This is a genomic window from Pseudonocardia sp. ICBG601 (assembly GCF_020496245.1).
On sequence record NZ_JAHLJA010000065.1, the window covers coordinates 1 to 17,414 of the forward strand.

The following is a 17,414-nucleotide window of genomic DNA, read 5'->3' on the forward strand; positions in this document are numbered from 1 at the left end:
GGAGGTTGGTGCGGAGGTTGGTGGGCCCCCCACGGAGTCAACCTCCGCAGACAAAACTGCTGGTCACCTAGCTATTACGGAGGTTGCGGCAGTTGAGGAGGTTGAAAACGGCATCAGCAAGAACGTGGAGAGAGAGGAGTTGTATAGTGCCGACGCTATACAGAACAGCTATAGCGCTGATAATGGCAGCGAACCTCCGCAACCACCACAACCGCCCACGCAGGCGCCCGTGGAACCGATACGGTCGGTCGTCACACACAGCGACGTGAAGCCGAAACCTGGCACCATCGCGCACGCGATCGCCGAGTTCGCCGCCGACACGCTGACGCGCGTCGACGACGACGACGTGTACGTGCACGCACGCGACGTGTGGTCCGCGTGGCTGACGTGGTGCCACGCGGACGGTCGACGGCAGCGCACGGGCGCCTACAAGTCGTTCGCACGCGCGATCGGCGCACGTGAGCACAAGCGGACCGGCACCCGGTACGTGTACGGGCGCCGGTGGCGCGCTCAGGTGCTCGCGGCCCATGCGCACCACGTCGACACCGACGACAGGACCGTGTCGATCGGTTTGCTCGCCGACGGTCGCGTGAACCCGGACTACCGCGTGACCCCAGCACGACGAGCGCGGTACCGAACGCGTCACGTACAACGAGTACGAGCGACGCATGAGGCTCGCAGGTGCCTGGCGTGACCACTCGTTCACGCACACGGAGACCATCGAACTGTGAACACATGTGGCGGACCCGCGCGATGTCACGTGGGTCCGCCACACGTACGGTTCAGCGGCAGTTCGGTCTGCGTCGACACCCGTCATGACCTCCGCGAGGTCCCGGCTCATGGCCGCCACCATCCTGTGCCGAGTTGGTCCTGACATTGCTTCAGACTTCGTGTCGGCCGCCACGTGTGCTAAGGTTCACACGTGAGCGGAACCTGTTCGCCCGTGTTCGTGGACATCGAGAGTCACGACGCTCGCAGCCGGTTCACGATGTCGCCGGACGTGTTCTTTCGACTCGGCGGCCTCTCACGTGATCATCAGTACACGGTGTCGAACTCGTACGAGTCGCGTTCGGCGTCTCGTGTCGACGTCGTCGCTGCTCGTTGGCCATAATGTGGTGTCGTTCGATGTGCCAGCGCTCGGCTTCGACGTGCTGTCATGGACCCGTGACCGGCGTGTGTTTGACACGATGATCGCGGCGTCCCTGGTGGACCCGTCCGATGCCGCTCACGCGTCACGTAGTCGCTATTCGCTGGCTGCGGCGACACGCGCGCACGGGGTCGCAGGTAAAACCGGTGACTTGCTGGAGCTGTCGCTTTTACACGGTGGTTTCGGCGGCATACCGGTCGATGATCCGGAGTATCTGGAGTACCTGCGCGGCGACGTGTTGGCCGTGGAGTCGTTGTATCGGAAACTCGTCCCGCTGGTGCCCGACGACGAGTATCTGTGGCGGGAGCACCGAGTGCATGCCGTGTGTTCGCAGGTGCAGTCCGTGGGTCTGCTCGTGGACCAGGACCGTTTGCGTCACCGTGTCGCAGAGGCCGCTCATCGTCGCACGCAACTGGTGAACTGGCTCATCCGTGAGCACGATGTGCCCACGGTGACGAGCACCGGCGAGCCTGCGGCGGCGCCCCACGCGACGGCGGCCGGTAAACGCGCACTGGTCGCGGCGTTCGAGAATCTGGGCGTCCATGAGCAGTATTTACCGCTGACGCCGACCGAGAGAGCCGTCGTTCTCAGCTGACGCGTTGGCCGACATCGCGTCGCAGTATCCGCAGTCTTCGGGCCTGTGTGAGGCGATCGGTGCGCTTGTCGGCGTGCGCAGTGTCTATGACACGGTGGACACGTACGTGCACGATGACGGTCGCGTGCATCCACGGATCACGTTGTTCCAGGCGTCCGGTCGTACGTCGGTGACGCGCCCAGGGCTCACGGTGCTCGGCAAACACGAGCGGGACGTGTTTGTTGCGTCACCGGGTCACGTGTTGGTGTCTGCGGACCTGTCGCAAGTAGATGCTCGATGTGTCGCAGCTCACAGTGGCGATCGTGAGTATGCGAAGCTGTTTGAACCCGGCGTCGACGCGCACGAGGTCGTGGCCCGCATGGCCTACGGCGACGCCACCTATGACACTGACCCGCGCGGTATCGCAAGACCGCGAAGATCATCTCTCACGGCGTCAACTACTCGATGGGTGTTCTGAAGCTCGCCGACAGCGCGGGTGTTCGCAGAAACGAAGCCCAACGTGTCGTGGACACGATCGCGACTCAGTTCCCGAGACTTGCCCAATGGAAGCGCGAGGTGCGTGAAGAGGCCGAGTCCGGTAATCTACTCGACAACGGTTTCGGTCGTCGGATGCGACCGGTTGTCGACCGGTCGCATACACAGGCACCTGCGCTGTATGGCCAAGGCACCGCGCGGGACGTACTGTTCGAGGCCGCCGCGATCCGGATGCCGTTGGACATTCAACGGATGACACGAGCGCTCGTGCACGATGAAGCCGTCTGGGAAATACCGGAAGCCGACGTTGCCGACGTGTGTGCGGAGATCGAGCGGGCGTTCTGTTTCGAGTGGGCACCACCGGGCGACCGTGGCCAGCCGATTCGGTTTGAAGCCGCATGTTCCCGGCCAGCTCACCGGTGGTCGGAGTTATACTGACGAACCGGCTAAGTAGATCTGTCAGATCTACTTAGTAGCTTGAGTCCGGGGCTCGATCCTTGCGCCGCGCTGTGGTAGTCTTCACTTAAAGCCCGTCGTTACCTGAACTGCTGCCTGAACGCGGAACCCATCGTCATGTACTGGCGGGATATTGGCCACGACGAGTTCGGTGCGATACGTAAGACGGTGCGCCACGTGTGCCGCTTTGCGCCGATGGACGAGCCGGACGTGTTGTCGCGGACGTTGGAACGCATGTCGCGTTGGTACGATCCGGACGTGCACAATGTGTCTGTTGGCTAGGCCTCACGGCGGGCTGCGAAGCTGGCGTTGGCCGATGTGCGTGCACTCGTCGCCGATCGCGGTGAGCCGACAGAGCTCTCGGGCCACGATGACTGGCTGCCGATGTGGTCTCGGGTGGACCTCGTGTGTCCGGAGTCTGTCGTGACGCGTTCCGATCGTTGGCGTCAGCTTGTCGCGTCGGTGGCGGCCGATTGTGGCGAACCGTGTGCGGCTGTCGTGGACCTTTTATTCCGTGCACAATTGTCGGAACAAGCAATCGCAGACTTGTACGGTGTTAATCGGAATCGTATTCATACTTTGTGGCGCACGGCTCGGAAGTACTTGCGTGAGCTGCTTTCCGTGGAGCCCGGTGACTTCTCTTATTCAAGGAATACTTAAGTGAGGGGGTGATTCGACCATGTCGATTCGAGCCCCCTAAAATGAACTTACGTGGTGCGCGCTCGCGGCTCCGGGACCATGTTCAGGGCAATCAGTTTCCGGTCGAGCCTTCTTGCTCCCGACTGATTGATGGTCTCAATGACGGGCGCGCACCACGTTCTATGTCTCACACTTCGGCCCCTTTCAGCTTATGACCTGGCTCGACGCACGTCGCAGATACGGCGCTCCGCTTCCGTAGCGTGTGCGCGCGTAGATACTTCGTCGCGACGCGTACACGTGCTATGTGTGCGCGACGACACGCCGCGTGCGCTCCGTGGACCACATCGTCAACCGGCGTTCCGGCGGCACCGATGCGCCGTCGAACCTCGGCGCGATCTGTGATACGTGCCATACGGAGAAGACGCAACGTGAGGCTTTCGCGGGCCGTCAACGCCGCAAGTATCGCGATTCTGTTGCGCATCCGTCGCGTGCTCCATAGTAAATTACGCGCCCGCGCGCGTGTTTAGTTGTATTCCTATTTACTAGTGACTGGGGGGTTAACCCCTTTAAGTATAAACATAAAACGGTGTGCATAGGCTCTCATTTCGCACCCATGTGAAAAGTCGCTTACTGTTACCGATTGTTACTGTGCGTAGTATACTGGTGGAGTGTTGAGTAACCGGCAGCTCCTCCGTCTCTAAAACGGATAGTCCAGGTTCGAATCCTGGCACTCCAGCCCACGATGAGGAGCTGATTGCTCGTGATCCGCTACGAGCGCTTCGTGCCCGATGACGTCGACGATCTCGACACTGCGCTTGAGGCGACCGAGGCCCACGTCCGCGAACACTTGCGCGACTGCGTTGGCGACGATGACGCGCACGTCCACATTCATCACGACGAGCACGACGACGGCGTCATGGTCATCGGCGCCGTCAGCGGTTCGCCGCGTGGGTACGACGCATGAGCGTCGACTTCGCCAACCGCGTCATAGCGGCCCTCCGTGCGCGAGCCGTCACGGTGCACGTGTAGCCGGGCTACGAGCACCGTGGCAACGGCCAGACGAGCGACTACCAGGGACTCATCTGGCACCACACGGCGACGCCAGCATCCGTGACACCGCCTCAGGTGCTCTGGAACGGCCGACCGGGACTCCCGGGGCCCTTGTGCAACACGTCCGGCAACGCTGACGGCTCCATCACCGTGATCGCGGCGCACCCGGCGAACCACGCAGGTGCCTCCGGCGGTAGAGCCATGGGCCCGCTGCCGGTGACGCGCGCGTTCAACAAGTTCGTGTGGGGCCACGAAATCGTGTACCCCGGCAACACGCCGATGTCCGACGCGCAATATAGGTCCGCGATTGAACTCGGCGCCGTCATCTCGCAACTGCTTCACCGGCCGAACGCCGAGTGGTGCCGGGGTCACCTGGAATCCAGTATCACCGGCAAATGGGACCCCGGTTGCGGACCCGGTAGAAGCTACGACATGGCCCGCATGCGCGCCGATGTGCTCGCACTGATGCGGGGCGCTGATGCCTCGGCAGCATCGACACCGACGTCAAAGAAGGTCAAACCCGTGATGATCGAACGAGAACTGACACACGGCAAGAATTATCTGCGGGTGCCTGCGATGGTCGGCTCCACGTCAGCGCTGTTCAAGCGAGCATTCGTGTCGATCACCGGTGAACTCGGTGGAACCATGCAGGTCGCGTTCCAAAAGAACGCACCCAACGACGGACCGCCGCCGGGCACAGGCCCTATCTGGGGTCCCACCGTGTTCCGCAATGCAAGCCGCGTGTGGCGTGAAATCCCCGACGGCACCGAGTTTCTTGACATCGACATCGATCTCAAGGGCCGCAACGGCTCAGTCGCGATCGAGTTCGAACCACGCTGACGAGAGGTCTTTACCATCATGGCTCCCGTGCCCAAGCGCACCGAACAGAAGCACGGCCATCACACCGCCGAAGACAAGCTCGTGCAGAAGGCTCCCGCCGGTGCTGAGCCCGTGTGGCACAAGCCGGACCCCGCGTGGCACCCGCGTGCGCGCGAACTGTATCGAGCCGCACGTGAATCCGGTCAGGCCCGATTCTACGAGCAGTCCGACATCGCGATCCTCTGCTACGTGTGCGACGCGTTGACGCGGTCTCTGCGAGATAACCGGTTCTCCGGTCAGTTGTTCCACTCGGTCATGTCCGCGATGAACGATCTCGCGATGTCCGAAGGCGCGCGCCGTCGCGTGAAGCTGGAACTCCAACGCGACGACGCTGACGACACGAGCGAAGTGGACGCAGCTATTGCTGAGTTGTCACATCAGCATGCGCAGGTCTCCGGTGGCTGAGATCACCTGATCACGTCCTCTGGGCACCGGGTATATGGAACGCTAGCTCGACCCGCTCCTCTAGTGGTGCTTGGCTGCTTCGGGCCCTGTGGACTGTTATCGATACCGAGTCGCGCAGGATTTGACGCCTCCGGTCTAGTGACAGCTCCGACCATTCGGACTCCAGCTCCTCGCGGCTAACGTTTCGCGTGGGAGTCTCAATGGCTACTGTCGCGGGTTCCTGTTCGATTCGGAGATCGAGCTTGGCTAAGGCCTCGTGGTACTCGGCTCTCGTGATCCTTTCTTCGAGCCAATCATCTTGAAGTTGACGCCTCAGCTCCATCAGTTTTTCACGACGCTCCGTTAAGGACGTCGTCTCGAACACGGGCTCCAGATTTGGAAAACCGACGCCGAGTTCATGGTAGGCCCCCACGAGCTTGTCAGACACTAAAGCGTCTAACTCGATAGCTTTGCAGCTAGAATGTGGGCCCGCGTGCCGTAACCTAGCCAGTTGAGCTTTCCCGAGCGTCGTGCATTCGTAGCGCATGATCACTGAGCCCTTACCGCCGTGGCCTGAGCCCTTGGCCCTCAATGGACCTCCGCATTCGCACCGTGCGGTTTTTGAGCACAACCAACGTGGGGTCGACCGACACTTGCCCGGCGGCGCGCATCGTCGAGTACCGCGCGCACGGATCGCCAGTCTTCATAGGAGATGATCGGGTCCCATGCTGCCTTCACTCCGGTGAGCTGGCCCCGCCACTGCATGAGCCCTGCGTTCCGTGGATTCCGGAGCACCTGTCCCACAGCGGCGGGGTCCAGGTGCCGTCACCCTTGTTGCCATGTGTCCGGATGCCTTGGGTGTTCCAGGAGATGGCGATCGACCGCAGGGACTCACCCCGCAAGAGCGCTCTTGCTGCCGTTCGGAGGGCGTCCGCTTCGTGGGGCTCGTGCTCGATGGCGCCGGGTTTAAATCCAAACGGGACGCTATTCCCCGGGGGAGTCCCGCCTCCATTCGAGCCTTTTTGCCCCGCAGGACCCGTTCGCTGAGCTTTTCGGTCTCACGGCGTGCCGCCGCGAAGAGGATGCGCGCAATGAAGCGGTCCTCTGCCGTCCTGATCTGGTACTTCCCGGATTTGAGAGTGTCGATTATTACGTCAGATCCCGCGAGATCATTCAGGAACTCTTCACCGTCCATAGGGTCCCGAGTGATTCGATCCGAGTCGTACGCGATGATATAGTCTATTTGACCGCTGCGGACTCCGGCTCGGAGTTCGTTGAATCGGGGGCGGTGGACTCGACCTGTCTTGGCGTCGACCTTGGTTGCACTCTTGACTTCGGAGAGCACCAGGAAGGGGCCCTTGATTTCCTGCTTTTCGGCCCAGGCCTTGCACTCCGCAAGTTGCTGGTCGACAGACCCTTTGACTGCGTCCTCTCTGACCTGTTGTTTCGACGAAGATGCACGGCAGTAGATCGCTGTGGTCACGTCGACATCCTAACCCGTGCTCGACAAGACCGGCACGCTCACCGAGGACCGGGTGGTGTTCACCCACTCCGTCGACGTCGACGGCCGTCCCGACCCCGCCCCGGCGGACGCGGCGGCGGTCGCGGTGCGTTTCCAGACCACCCCGCGCGACGGCCTCGACGACGCCATGGCCGCCGCCGACCGGGACGGGTCGGCGCTGCTGGCCCACGGCCTGCTCACCCGGGTCGAGGAGCTGCCGTTCGACCACGCCCGTCGCCGCTCCGCGGTGGTGCTGCGCGACGCGCACGACCCCGGCGAGCTGGTGATCGTGCGCGGTGACCCGGACACCGTGCTCCCCCGCTGCACCCGGGTCGCGCGCGGGTGGGCCCGTCGAGCTGACCGCGTCGCTGCGGGTCGCGGCCGCCGACGCGGTGGCCGGACACCGCGCGACCGGGCTGCGGGTCGTCGCCGTCGCCACCCGCCGGACACCCCTGCTGCGCCCGCTCGGCGCCGGTGACGACGACGACCCCGAGCGCGACCTGCTGCTGCTGGGCTTCGTCGGGATGGTCGACCCGGTGCGGGAGTCCGCGGCCCGTGCGGTGGAGCGCTTCGCCGAGCAGGGTGTCGCGGTGAAGGTCCTGACCGGCGACGACACCGCGGTCGCCGAGCAAGTGTGCGCGCGGGCCGGGATCGCCGTCACCGGGGTCCTCGACGGCGCCGCGCTGGACGGGCTCAACGACGTCGCGCTGGCCCGCGCGGTGGAGCGCACCACCTTGTTCACCCGGCTCGGACCGCTGCAGAAGGAGCGGTCGTGGGCGCGCTGCAGGCCCGCGGGCACACCGTCGGGTTCCTCGGCGACGGCCTCAACGACGTCGGCGCGCTGCGGATCGCCGACGTCGGGATCGGCGTCGACGGGCGGTGCCCGCCGCGCGGGCGGCCGCGGACATCGTGCTGGCCGACCGCAGCCCCGACGTCGTCGTCTCCGCGGTCGAGGAGGGCAGGCGGACCCTGGGCCGCGCCACCCGCTACTGACCGTGACCGCCGCGCTGAACGTCGGCAACACGCTGTCGGTGCTGGTCGCCTCCGCGGTGCTGCCGTTCCTACCGCTGCTGCCCGCGCAGCTGCTGCTGCAGGGCGTGCTGTTCGGCGTGGCCGCGCTCTCGCTGTCGTTCGACCGGGTGGAACCGGGGTGGACGGCGCGGCCCCGGCGGTGGGACACCCGCGGGATGCTCTGGTTCATGGCGGTCCTGGGGCCACTGGCCTCGGCGTTCGACCTGGTCACGTTCTGGGCGGTGTGGCGCTTCCTGGGTCTGGACACCCCGCAGGAGCAGGCGGTGTTCCAGGCCGTCTGGTTCTCCGAGGGCATGCTGTCCCAGGTCCTGGTGCTGCTCCTGCTGCGGACCAGGGCGGGACGCGCGTCGCGGCCGGTGGTGGCGACGGTGTGCGCCGTCGTGCTCGCCGGGCTCGCGGTGCCCTACACCCCGCTCGCCCCCTGTTCGGGATGGCGGCGCCGCCGCCCGCGGTGTGGCCGCTGCTGGCGGCCGTCGTGCTGCCGTTCCTGGCCTGCGTGGCCGCGATCCGGCCGCTGTACCTGCGTCACGTGCTGGGGATCGACGCCGCGGACCTCCGCCGGGAGCGCTGACCGTCGCGGGGCCGGGGACGTGCGTCCCCGGCCCCGCGGACCGGTTCGGAGCAACCCAGAGCAGCTCGGAGCGGCTCGGAGCGGCTCGGAGCGGCTCGGAGCGGCTCGGTCAGAGCAGCGAGGACCAGTAGGTCCAGAAGCGCTGCAGGATCAGCGCCGCGATCACCAGGAACCACAGCACGACCGGCACCGCGTGGTAGCCGGCGATCCGGGCGTGCAGGCGCACGCGCGCCGCCGCCGAGGGCGTCCAGGTCGCGAGCAGCGAGTACCAGAAGATCGGGATCGTCACGACCCACACGACCATGCAGTACGGGCAGAGCGCGCCGATCCGGTACAGGCTCTGGACGATCAGGTAGTGCACGAACACGACGCCGAGCGCGGACCCGACGGTCAGCCCCACCCACCACCAGCGCGGGAAGCGGGCCCCGGCCAGCAGGGCAACACCCGTCGTCACCACGACCGCGAACGCCCCGATCCCGAGCAGCGGGTTCGGGAACCCGAAGAACGCCGCCTGCGGGGTCGTCATGACCGACCCGCAGGACAGCACCGGGTTGATGCTGCACGACGGCGTGTAGCTCGGGTCCATCAGCAGTTCGATGCGCTCGACGGTCAGTGTGAACGCCGAGACCAACCCCAGCACGCCGCCGACGACGAGCAGCCACGGCAGGAACCGCGGCACCGGCCCCGGCACGGCCGGGGCGTCGGGGGTGACGCGGGAGAACTCCTCGGTCCGTGCCGCGGAGGGCGCCGCCGGGACGCTCATCGGTTCACCGCGGCGTCGAGGGCGTCGGTGATGTCCTGCACCGAGCGGAGCTGCACCTTCTCGCCGTTGACGAAGATCGTCGGGGTGCCCTCGACGCCCGCGGCGGTCCCGGCGTCCTTGTCGGCCTGGATCTTCGCGGCGGTCGCCGGGTCGGCGATCGCGGCGGCGTAGGCGTTCAGGTCGAGGCCGAGGTCCTGGGCGTAGCCGCGGAACACCGTCGCCGCGTCCGGGGACTCGGACCAGTCGCGCTGGGTCTGGAACAGCCGCTCGTACATCGGGTGGAACGCGCCCTGGGCGCGGGCGGCCTCACCGGCGAGCGCGGCGGCCTCGGCGTTCTGGTGCATCGGCAGCGGGAAGTTGCGGAACACGAACTGCACGCGGTCGCCGTACTGCGCCACCAGCTGGTCCATGATCGGCTGGACCTGGCCGCAGGCGGGGCACTGGAAGTCGGCGAACTCGACCAGGGTGGCCGAGGCGTTCGGGGCGTCGTTGAGGCGGGCGGCGTCGGCGGTGACGAGGCTGTCGGGCGTGCCGGCGGCGGCGCCGGTCTCCGGGGCGTCGGGGCGCGTCGCGAACAGCAGGGCGGCCACGATCAGCGCGAACGCGCCGAGGGCGGCCAGGGAGATCTTCACGTTGCGGGTCATCGGGAGTCTTCCTCCACGGGGCCCGGCACGGTGGCCGGATCGGAACGGGTGCGGGGACACGGTGGCGGGGTGACCGCACGCCTCAGTTGCGGTCCACGCAGAGGTGCTCCACCGGCGACGGCGCGCACAGGGTCCGTTCCGGTGCGGTGGGTGGCGCGACGCCCGCGTGCCCGGAGGGCAGGACGGAGACGACGGTGACCGGGACCAGCGTGGGGACCGGCACGTCGTCGTCGCGGCGGGGGGCCTGCTCGCAGTCCCCCGGGTGCAGCAGCGTGAGCGGGTGCTGCGAGCAGTCCGAGCCGACGACGACCGCCGGCGCGGCGCCGTGGCCGCCCGAGGCGGTGGCGACGGCGGGTCCCGCGCAGAGCACCAGGGCCAGGACCAGCAACGTCAGCGGGGCGAGGACGCGCACGTGCCTCACCCCACCTCTCCGCTCCGGCCACGGCCGGACGCCTCCGGCAGCGTCGGTGACGATACCGAGGGGCGCTCGCCGCCCCGGCGCTCCCCCACGGCCCCGCGCGGGCGGTGACCGGCCACAGCGCCGGGACGCCCGGTCATCGGTCCGCTACGTTCGGTGCGTGAGCTTTCCCGAGCCCGGCGCGGTGTGGCGCCCCGCCGCGACCACCGAGCGCGCCGTGACCTCCCCGACCGGCTCGTGGACCCGGTTCGCCGCGCCCGGCACGGAGGTCGGTGGCGGGTTCGGTCTGTTCGAGTCGTGGGTCCCGGCGGACTCCCCCGGTGCGCTGCCGCACCTGCACACCGGGTTCACCGAGAGCTTCTACGTCCTCGACGGCGCACTGCGGGTCATGACCGGCGAGACCTGGACCGAGGCCGGGCCGGGTGACCTGGTGCACGTCCCGCACCGGGGCGTGCACGCGTTCCGCACCGGCCCGGACAGCGACGCGCGGTTCCTCATCCTGTTCGTGCCCGGCGCGCCGCGGGAACGCTACTTCCGGGGGCTGGCGGAGTTCGCCGCACGGGCGACACCGCCGTCGCCGGAGGAGGTCGACGCGTTCGCGCTGACCTGCGACCAGGTCAACCTGCGCGACCACCCGGGCTTCTGAGCGGGGCGGCCGGGGCTCAGCTGACCAGACCCGCCCGGAACGCCAGCGCGACGAGCTGGACGCGGTCACGCGACTGCGTCTTGGCGAGCAGGTGCCCGATGTGGGTCTTCACCGTCGCCTCGGAGACGACGAGGTCGGCCCGGATCTCGGCGTTCGACCGGCCGTTGCCGACGAGGACGAGCACCTCCCGCTCCCGCGGGGTCAGCTCGGCGAGCGCGGCGACGGCGTCCACCGACGGCTCCGCGGCGGCCGGCTCGGGCGCGGTGAGCAGGGGCCGGGTGGCGCGCAGCAGCCGGCGGGTGGAGACCGGGTCGACGACCGAGTCGCCGCGGTGCACGGTGCGGACGGCCTCGATGAGGTCCTGCGGGGACACGTCCTTGAGCAGGAAGCCGCTGGCACCGGCGGCGATGGCCTCGGTGACGGACTCGTCGAGGTCGAAGGTGGTCAGCACCAGGACCCGCACCCCGGGGTGCTCGGCGACGACCCGGCGGGTGGCGGCGATGCCGTCGAGGCGGGGCATCCGCACGTCCATCAGCACGACGTCGACCTCGGTGCGGTCCAGCTCGGCGAGTGCGGCCTCGCCGTTGCCGGCCTGGGCGACGACGGCGAGGTCGTCGCAGGAGTCGAGCACCATCGCGAAGCCGGTGCGGACCAGCTCCTGGTCGTCGACGAGCATCAGTCGTACGGGGTTCACCGTTCTCCTCGGGCCGGGGGTGTCAGGGGCAGACGCAGCCGGACCGTCCAGCCGCCGTCGGCGCGCGGTCCGGCCTCGACCGAGCCGCCGTGCAGGGCGGCGCGCTCCCGCATGCCGGTCAGGCCGTGCCCGCCGCGCGGCGGGGTGGGGACGGGTCCGCGGGCGCCCTCGTCGTGGACGCGCACGGTCAGCTCGTCGGGGGTCCACCGCAGCTCGACGTGGGTGGGCACGCCGGTCCCCGCGTGCTTGATGACGTTGGTCAGCGACTCCTGCACGATCCGGTAGACGGTCAGGCCGGGCCCGGTCGGGAGCTCCCGCGGGGTGCCGACGGTCCGCAGGTCGACCGGCAGCCCGCCGGTGCGGACCTGCTCGACGAGTGCGGGGACGTCGCCGACGCCGGGCTGCGGACGCGCCGGGTCGGTGTCGGTGCCGTCGTCCGGGCCGGTGTCGCGCAGCATCGACAGCAGACCGCGGACGTCGGACAGCGCGGAACGGCCGGTCGTCGCGATGCCGACGAGCACCTCGACGGCCTTCGCCGGGTCGCGCTGCGCGGCGAACTGGCCGCCGTCGGCCTGGGCGATGATCCCGGACAGCGAGTGGGCGACGACGTCGTGCACCTCGCGGGAGATCCGCGACCGCTCGGCCAGCAGCTCGAGGCGGACCTCCTGGCGGCGGCTCTCCTCCAGCAGCCGGTTGCGTTCGCGCAGGTCGAGGGTGCGGCGGTGGGCGGCGCGGCGCAGCGACCCGAGCAGCCACACCAGCAGCGGGACCGTCGCCATCGCCCCGATCAGGGCCAGCGCCACCAGCGGCGTCATGTCCGGGGAGGCGAACAGGAACGCCGGGCCGCGGGCCACGAACGGTCCGAGCACCCCCACCATGAGCACGACCAGCGCCAGCCAGCCCGCCCAGCGGGGCCCGTAGGCCACGGCCGAGTACCCCATGACCAGCGACGGCAGCAGGAACGCGGCCATCGTGCCGGGCAGCCCGAAGGTACAGACCAGCGCGACGACCGCGGTCGCGATCGCGGCCGGCATCGGGTACACCCGGCGCAGCGGGACGGGCAGCGACGCCAGCACGGAGACGACCAGCGCCTCGATCCGCATGTCCGAGCGGACGCCCTTGCCCTCCAGCGTCCAGCTGACCGCGACCCAGATGAGCAGGGCGGCCAGCACGGCGTCGACGACGACGGGGTTGCGCCGGCCGAGTGCCACCGCACGTTCGACGAGGGTCGGGGCCTCCGAGGGCGACGAGCGCAGCGCGGGCAGCCGGCGCACGGCGTCCCGCAGCCGTGTCGCGGTGCTCATCGCGTCTCCTCCCGGCCGGGACGGGCCTGTGGCACCTGTCGCGCCGGCCGCGCAGGCCCCGTGGTCGATGATGTCCGATACCCGATCGTGTCGGCCGCCCGGCCCGCCGTCGTGCTGTCCATGTCCCCAGCCTCGCGCGGGGCGGCCGCGCGAGGCATCGGAGCGGGGTCCGATCCCCGGTCTCCGACCGTGGGCGGAGACCCGGCCGCGCGGACGGAGACGCCGTGCACCAGTGCCTCCAGCGGACCGCGCCCGACGAGCCGGCGCCAGGTCCACGCTGTGACCACCGCCAGGCCCGCGACCAGCGCCGTCGCCGCCCACGGCGCGTCCTGCGGCCACCCGCCGAGTGCGACGAGCAGCGCGATGTGCCCGGCGTACAGGGTCAGCGCGAGCGCGCCGGTCGCGGTGAGCGGGTCGAGCAGCCGTCCCCCGTACCGCGCGGCGAGCAGGCACAGGCCGAGCACCGCGACGGCGACCCCGGCCGCCCCGACGACGTCGAACGGGCTGCCGCTGTGCGGGGTCGCGGCGAGCAGCCAGGCGGGTGTGGTGGTGGCGACCGTGCCCAGGGCGGTACCGCCGAGCAGCTGCAACGCGAGCTCGGCCGGGACGCCGAGCCGGTCGGCGACGGGCGCGACCGACGCCAGGAGCGCGTCGCGCCCACCCAGGACGTCCAGCGCCAGCCAGGACCCGCCGTAGCCGAGCACCGCGCCGGCGGCCCCGCCGGCGACCAGCCGGGTGGCCGCGGTGCGCAGGTCGAGCCGGCCGAGCGCCATCCCGAGCAGCAGGAACGGCATCCAGGTCAGGACGGGGTAGGCGCCGCTGAGCAGCACCGTGTCGAGCGCGTGGAGCAGGCCGGCGGGCGAGGTGAGGTCGGACAGCTGCGCGGTCGCGCCGAGCACCGTCCGGCCGTCGGCGTCGGGGGTGGACCCGAGCCGGGCACGCAGCACCCAGGACAGCAGCGGCCCGGCGACGGCCCAGACCGCGGCGGCGACCGCGAGCGCCCGGGCCGGCGCGAACAGCACCGGCAGGAGCAGCCAGAACAGCACCCGTAGACGACGAGGATGACCATCGGTCCACTGCTGATCTCGGCCAGGAGCAGCCCGAGGACCACCAGCAGCAGTCCCCGCACCGCGATCCGGCGGCGCAGCCACGCCCGGTTCCGCGCGGTCGGCGCGGCGAGGACGGGCGCGGCCATCAGGGTCAGCGACACCCCGCCGAGCACCGCGAACAACACCGCGGCGCGCCCGGTGACCGCCTGCACCAGCCAGCTCGACCCCGCGGCGACGGCGACGTGCGCGACGATCATGCCGAGGACCGCGAGACCGCGGGCGGCGTCGAGGCCGGCCACCCGTGCCCGTCCGGCCCGGTGCCGGCCGCGCGGCCACGACCCGCTGTCCGGTCGGGCGGGCGGCGCCTGGGGTGCGCCGGGGATCCGGTCTGTCGTGCTCATGCTGCAACGGTGCGGGCCCGGGCCGGTCCGGCGCGTCGGAGCGGGGAACGATCTGCGCCGTCCGACCACGGTCGTACGGTCGCTCCCCATGAGCGATCCCTTCGCGGTGATGGTCGGCGACGAGCGGACCCAGCTGACGGCGTTCGTCGAGGAGTACCGGACGCTGATCGCCGGCCTTCTCGACGGGCTGACCGAGGAGCAGGCGCGACGGCGGCTGGTCCCGGCGGCGACGACGCTGCTGGGGCTGGTCCGGCACGCCGCGTTCATGGAGACGGTGTGGTTCGGCATCGGGGTCCACGGCGCGACGCGCGCGGAGCTCGGCATTCCCGAGACCGTGGAGGAGTCGTTCCTGCCCCGCGACGACGAGACCATCGGCTCGGTCCGGGACCACTACCTGCGGGTGTGCGAGCGTTCCCGGGACGCCGTGGCCGGGCTGGCGCTCGACGACACCGTGACCGGACGCGGGTACCCGATCACGGTCCGCTGGCTGCTGCTGCAGGTCCTGCGGGAGCTGGCCCACCACTGCGGGCACGCCGACATCCTGCGGGAACAGATCCTGGCGGCGGGCTGAGTCGCCCGCCGCCGCCACGTCCGTCGGTCCCCGGGCGGGTCAGGCCCCGGGGCCGGCCGGGGCCGTCGGTGCGGTGCCGCCACCCGCAGCGCCGCCTCCTGCAGCGCCGCCTCCTTCAGGGCCGCCTCCTGCAGGGCCGCCGCTTGCGGTGCCGGCCGCCGGCGGGTGTCCGGTCGACGGGCCGCCGGTGCCAGGGCCGGATCCGGTGCCGGTCGCGTCCGGGGCCCCGTTCCCGGTCCCCGTGCCGGATCCCGTCCCTGCTCCCGGTCCCGGGCCCGACGCGGGCCCGGCTCCCGCCGGGGGCGCCGGGGCCGGTGCGGCTCCGGTACCGGAGGGCTGTCCCGTGCCAGTGCCGCCGGAGCCCGACGGGGTCGTGCCGGCGCCGGGCGTGCCGGGCCCGGCCGGGCTCGTGCCGCCGGGGGGGTGCCGGGTGTCCCCGGGGTCGTCCCCCCGGCGGGCGCGCCCGGAGCCGCCGGACCGGTCCCGCCCGGAGCCGGGGCAGCCGGTGCCACCCGGCCACCCGCCGCCGGTCCGCCCGGAGCCGGCGGAGCGGAGGGTGCCGCCGGTGCGCGGCCGCCACCCGGTGCCGGGCTCGGTGCCGGGCGCTGTGCCGCGCTCGATGCCGGGAGCTGTGTCGCGGGGCCGCCCCGCCGCTCGTCCGGGCCCGCGGCCGGGTCCGGGCGGGACGCGCGGGCGGGATCCGGGTCGGCCCGGTACCGCTCCGGCGAGGCGGCCCGGTCAGGCGCCCCGTCACCGGAGGAGACCCCGGGCATCGGGACCAGGGGTCCCGGCCCCCGGGGAGACCCGCGGTCACCCCGTCCGGGCGGGTCACCGCCGTCGGGTCGGTCGCGCCGGGCCAGCCTGCGCCGTCGCTCTGCTCCGACACCAGCGCGACCGCGCCCGCGGCCGCACCGGCGGCCGCCAGCAGGGACCCGACCAGCACCGCTGCCGTGAGCCGGGGGGCGTCGCGCGCGGCCCGACCGCGGGGACACCGGGCAGGGTCGGGTGCGGGCCGGTCGGCGGTGGCAGCGAGCGGGCGCCGTCGGGCGGTGGGACGGGCGGCGCTCCGGGCACGCTCGGCCCGGCGATGCCCGGCGCAGCGGCAGCGGGCGCCGTGGATCCCGGTCCCGCGGCAGCCGTCGACGCAGCGGCCGTCGCCCCAGCAACCGTCGCCCCAGCAGGGGTCGACGCAGCCGGGGTCGACGCAGCAGCGGTCGCCTCGACGGAGGCGGGTGCAGCGGAGGCCGGGCCCGGCTCTGCGGTGCTCTCCCGATCACGGTCGGCCGTGCCGGAATCCGGCGCAGCGCCCGTCGCGGCGGGCACCTCGGCGGTGAGCACCGGATCCGCGGTCGCGGGGTCGTCGGAGGACGGTGCGGCGGCCTCCGGCACCACACGGGGCGGCGTCACGCCGGCCCCGAACGCCTCGATGCCCGGAGGACCAGGCTCGTCCGCGGGCGGGGCGACGAGCGGCGCCACCCCCAGGAAGGGCGACGTCGGCCGCAGCGGGGGCCGTGGAGGCGGCGGGGGAAGGGCCGGCGCACCGGCCGGTCCACTCGGTCACCGGCGACGGGGTCGGCGCCGGTGTCTGGACGCCGCACCGCCCTGCGTCGTCCGCGACCTCACCATCGGTGTGGTCGGCGTCCTCCTGCCTCGACACGAGGTCCCCTCTCCGCACGGCGTTCACGCGATTGTCGAGCCCACGGACACCGCACTCCAGGTGCCGCGACGACCGTGCACCCGTTCGGGATCGCCGACCGCACGGCCGAGTGACCCCACGGACGGTCTGGCACGCTCGCTGTCACACAAAGTGACGGAAGAACGAGTCTTTTCATCGAACACCCCTCCGAGGTGCGCGTTGATCCCGATAACGAGTACGCTCCGTTACTAGCGGGTGGGCCGTTCGAGTGATCACGGCTCGTTCGCGGAGTACGGAGGGGTCGGGTTGTCCATGACCGAGCGGAGGGTGACCGTCCCGGCACCGCGGTGCCGGACGGTCGACGACGACCCCCCTGCGCGAGGACCTGCGCGCCCGTCACGACCGCGCCGCCACCGACGTGCGCACCGCGGGACGTCGGGGCGACATGCCCGCGCTGCTGGACGCCACCCGTCGCGTACAGCGGGTCCTCACCGCCGCCGGTCGCGACCTGGGTCGGACGACCCCGACACGCTCGTCGCCGAGGGGACCCTCGCCGTCGC

Annotated in this window: 20 protein-coding genes and 2 pseudogenes; 13 read left to right on the forward strand and 9 right to left on the reverse strand. The window is 70.4% G+C overall.

From position 1 onward, the window contains the following. From KPL57_RS20335 to KPL57_RS20365, 8 genes and pseudogenes are all read left to right on the forward strand, one after another. A partial coding sequence (locus tag KPL57_RS20335; protein ID WP_226352783.1) for a hypothetical protein occupies positions 1-694 on the forward strand: 694 nt, incomplete at its 5' end. 385 nt (positions 695-1,079) lie between these two features. Beyond that, positions 1,080-1,742, forward strand: coding sequence for a hypothetical protein (locus KPL57_RS20340; RefSeq protein ID WP_226352784.1), 663 nt, complete (start codon positions 1,080-1,082; stop codon positions 1,740-1,742). Positions 1,743-1,746: 4 nt separating this feature from the next. After that, positions 1,747-2,199: a DNA polymerase gene (locus KPL57_RS66915; RefSeq protein WP_264198344.1), complete on the forward strand. Its 453-nt coding sequence runs from the start codon at positions 1,747-1,749 to the stop codon at positions 2,197-2,199. Next, a complete protein-coding gene (locus KPL57_RS66920) occupies positions 2,187-2,654 on the forward strand; it encodes a DNA polymerase (RefSeq protein WP_264198345.1) in 468 nt (155 codons plus the stop codon). Before KPL57_RS66915 ends, KPL57_RS66920 begins: the two co-directional genes overlap by 13 nt. Positions 2,655-3,615: 961 nt before the next feature. After that, a complete protein-coding gene (locus tag KPL57_RS72390) occupies positions 3,616-3,810 on the forward strand; it encodes an HNH endonuclease (RefSeq protein WP_226351344.1) in 195 nt (64 codons plus the stop codon). A 261-nt stretch (positions 3,811-4,071) separates the two neighbouring features. Then, positions 4,072-4,275, forward strand: coding sequence for a hypothetical protein (locus KPL57_RS20355; RefSeq protein ID WP_226351345.1), 204 nt, complete (start codon positions 4,072-4,074; stop codon positions 4,273-4,275). A 113-nt stretch (positions 4,276-4,388) separates the two neighbouring features. Continuing rightward, positions 4,389-5,201: pseudogene (locus KPL57_RS20360) on the forward strand (N-acetylmuramoyl-L-alanine amidase); the annotation flags it as partial. A 27-nt stretch (positions 5,202-5,228) separates the two neighbouring features. Further along, the gene (locus KPL57_RS20365; protein ID WP_226351346.1) at positions 5,229-5,645 is read left to right on the forward strand and encodes a hypothetical protein; all 417 of its coding nucleotides are present in this window, start codon (positions 5,229-5,231) and stop codon (positions 5,643-5,645) included. 10 nt (positions 5,646-5,655) lie between these two features. On the opposite strand, the gene KPL57_RS20370 is transcribed toward KPL57_RS20365, so the two are convergent. From KPL57_RS20370 to KPL57_RS72400, 3 genes are all read right to left on the reverse strand, one after another. After that, positions 5,656-6,072: a hypothetical protein gene (locus tag KPL57_RS20370; protein ID WP_226352785.1), complete on the reverse strand. Its 417-nt coding sequence runs from the start codon at positions 6,070-6,072 to the stop codon at positions 5,656-5,658. Positions 6,073-6,212: 140 nt separating this feature from the next. Beyond that, positions 6,213-6,428 carry a hypothetical protein gene (locus KPL57_RS72395; RefSeq protein ID WP_374203754.1) on the reverse strand — a complete coding sequence of 72 codons (216 nt, stop codon included), beginning with the start codon at positions 6,426-6,428 and terminating at the stop codon, positions 6,213-6,215. Beyond that, positions 6,328-7,107, reverse strand: coding sequence for a recombinase family protein (locus KPL57_RS72400; protein WP_226352786.1), 780 nt, complete (start codon positions 7,105-7,107; stop codon positions 6,328-6,330). The genes KPL57_RS72395 and KPL57_RS72400 overlap by 101 nt, the downstream gene beginning before the upstream one ends. Positions 7,108-7,123: 16 nt before the next feature. Between KPL57_RS72400 and KPL57_RS20380 the strand changes: the two genes are divergently transcribed. The 3 genes and pseudogenes from KPL57_RS20380 to KPL57_RS20390 all read left to right on the forward strand — a co-directional run bounded on the left by KPL57_RS20380 (position 7,124) and on the right by KPL57_RS20390 (position 8,728). Beyond that, positions 7,124-7,603 (forward strand): hypothetical protein, encoded by a 480-nt coding sequence (locus KPL57_RS20380; protein WP_226352787.1) that lies wholly within the window; start codon positions 7,124-7,126, stop codon positions 7,601-7,603. A 571-nt stretch (positions 7,604-8,174) separates the two neighbouring features. Further along, positions 8,175-8,561 (forward strand): annotated as a pseudogene (locus KPL57_RS72405) (cation transporting ATPase C-terminal domain-containing protein); the annotation flags it as partial. 26 nt (positions 8,562-8,587) lie between these two features. Further along, complete coding sequence (locus KPL57_RS20390; RefSeq protein ID WP_226352788.1) at positions 8,588-8,728, forward strand: hypothetical protein; 141 nt, start codon at positions 8,588-8,590, stop codon at positions 8,726-8,728. A 109-nt stretch (positions 8,729-8,837) separates the two neighbouring features. Here KPL57_RS20390 and KPL57_RS20395 read toward each other — a convergent pair whose 3' ends face one another. The 3 genes from KPL57_RS20395 to KPL57_RS69955 all read right to left on the reverse strand — a co-directional run bounded on the left by KPL57_RS20395 (position 8,838) and on the right by KPL57_RS69955 (position 10,556). Continuing rightward, entirely contained in the window at positions 8,838-9,491 is a 654-nt protein-coding gene (locus KPL57_RS20395) for a vitamin K epoxide reductase family protein (RefSeq protein WP_226352789.1), read from the reverse strand. Further along, complete coding sequence (locus tag KPL57_RS20400) at positions 9,488-10,135, reverse strand: thioredoxin domain-containing protein (protein WP_226352790.1); 648 nt, start codon at positions 10,133-10,135, stop codon at positions 9,488-9,490. Before KPL57_RS20400 ends, KPL57_RS20395 begins: the two co-directional genes overlap by 4 nt. An 82-nt stretch (positions 10,136-10,217) precedes the next feature. Then, positions 10,218-10,556, reverse strand: coding sequence for a hypothetical protein (locus tag KPL57_RS69955; protein ID WP_226352791.1), 339 nt, complete (start codon positions 10,554-10,556; stop codon positions 10,218-10,220). Positions 10,557-10,713: 157 nt separating this feature from the next. Here KPL57_RS69955 and KPL57_RS69960 point away from each other — a divergent pair, with 157 nt between their 5' ends. Then, entirely contained in the window at positions 10,714-11,199 is a 486-nt protein-coding gene (locus KPL57_RS69960; protein WP_226352792.1) for a cupin domain-containing protein, read from the forward strand. A gap of 16 nt (positions 11,200-11,215) precedes the next feature. Here the strand turns inward: KPL57_RS69960 and KPL57_RS20415 are convergent, their stop codons facing one another. The 3 genes from KPL57_RS20415 to KPL57_RS20425 are packed head-to-tail and all read right to left on the reverse strand — an operon-like array spanning position 11,216 to position 14,243. Next, positions 11,216-11,893, reverse strand: coding sequence for a response regulator transcription factor (locus KPL57_RS20415; protein WP_226352793.1), 678 nt, complete (start codon positions 11,891-11,893; stop codon positions 11,216-11,218). Continuing rightward, complete coding sequence (locus KPL57_RS20420) at positions 11,890-13,197, reverse strand: sensor histidine kinase (RefSeq protein ID WP_226352794.1); 1,308 nt, start codon at positions 13,195-13,197, stop codon at positions 11,890-11,892. Before KPL57_RS20420 ends, KPL57_RS20415 begins: the two co-directional genes overlap by 4 nt. Beyond that, complete coding sequence (locus KPL57_RS20425) at positions 13,194-14,243, reverse strand: hypothetical protein (RefSeq protein WP_226352795.1); 1,050 nt, start codon at positions 14,241-14,243, stop codon at positions 13,194-13,196. Before KPL57_RS20425 ends, KPL57_RS20420 begins: the two co-directional genes overlap by 4 nt. A gap of 492 nt (positions 14,244-14,735) precedes the next feature. Here KPL57_RS20425 and KPL57_RS20430 point away from each other — a divergent pair, with 492 nt between their 5' ends. After that, entirely contained in the window at positions 14,736-15,218 is a 483-nt protein-coding gene (locus KPL57_RS20430) for a DinB family protein (RefSeq protein WP_226352796.1), read from the forward strand. The last annotated feature ends 2,196 nt before the right edge of the window (positions 15,219-17,414 follow it).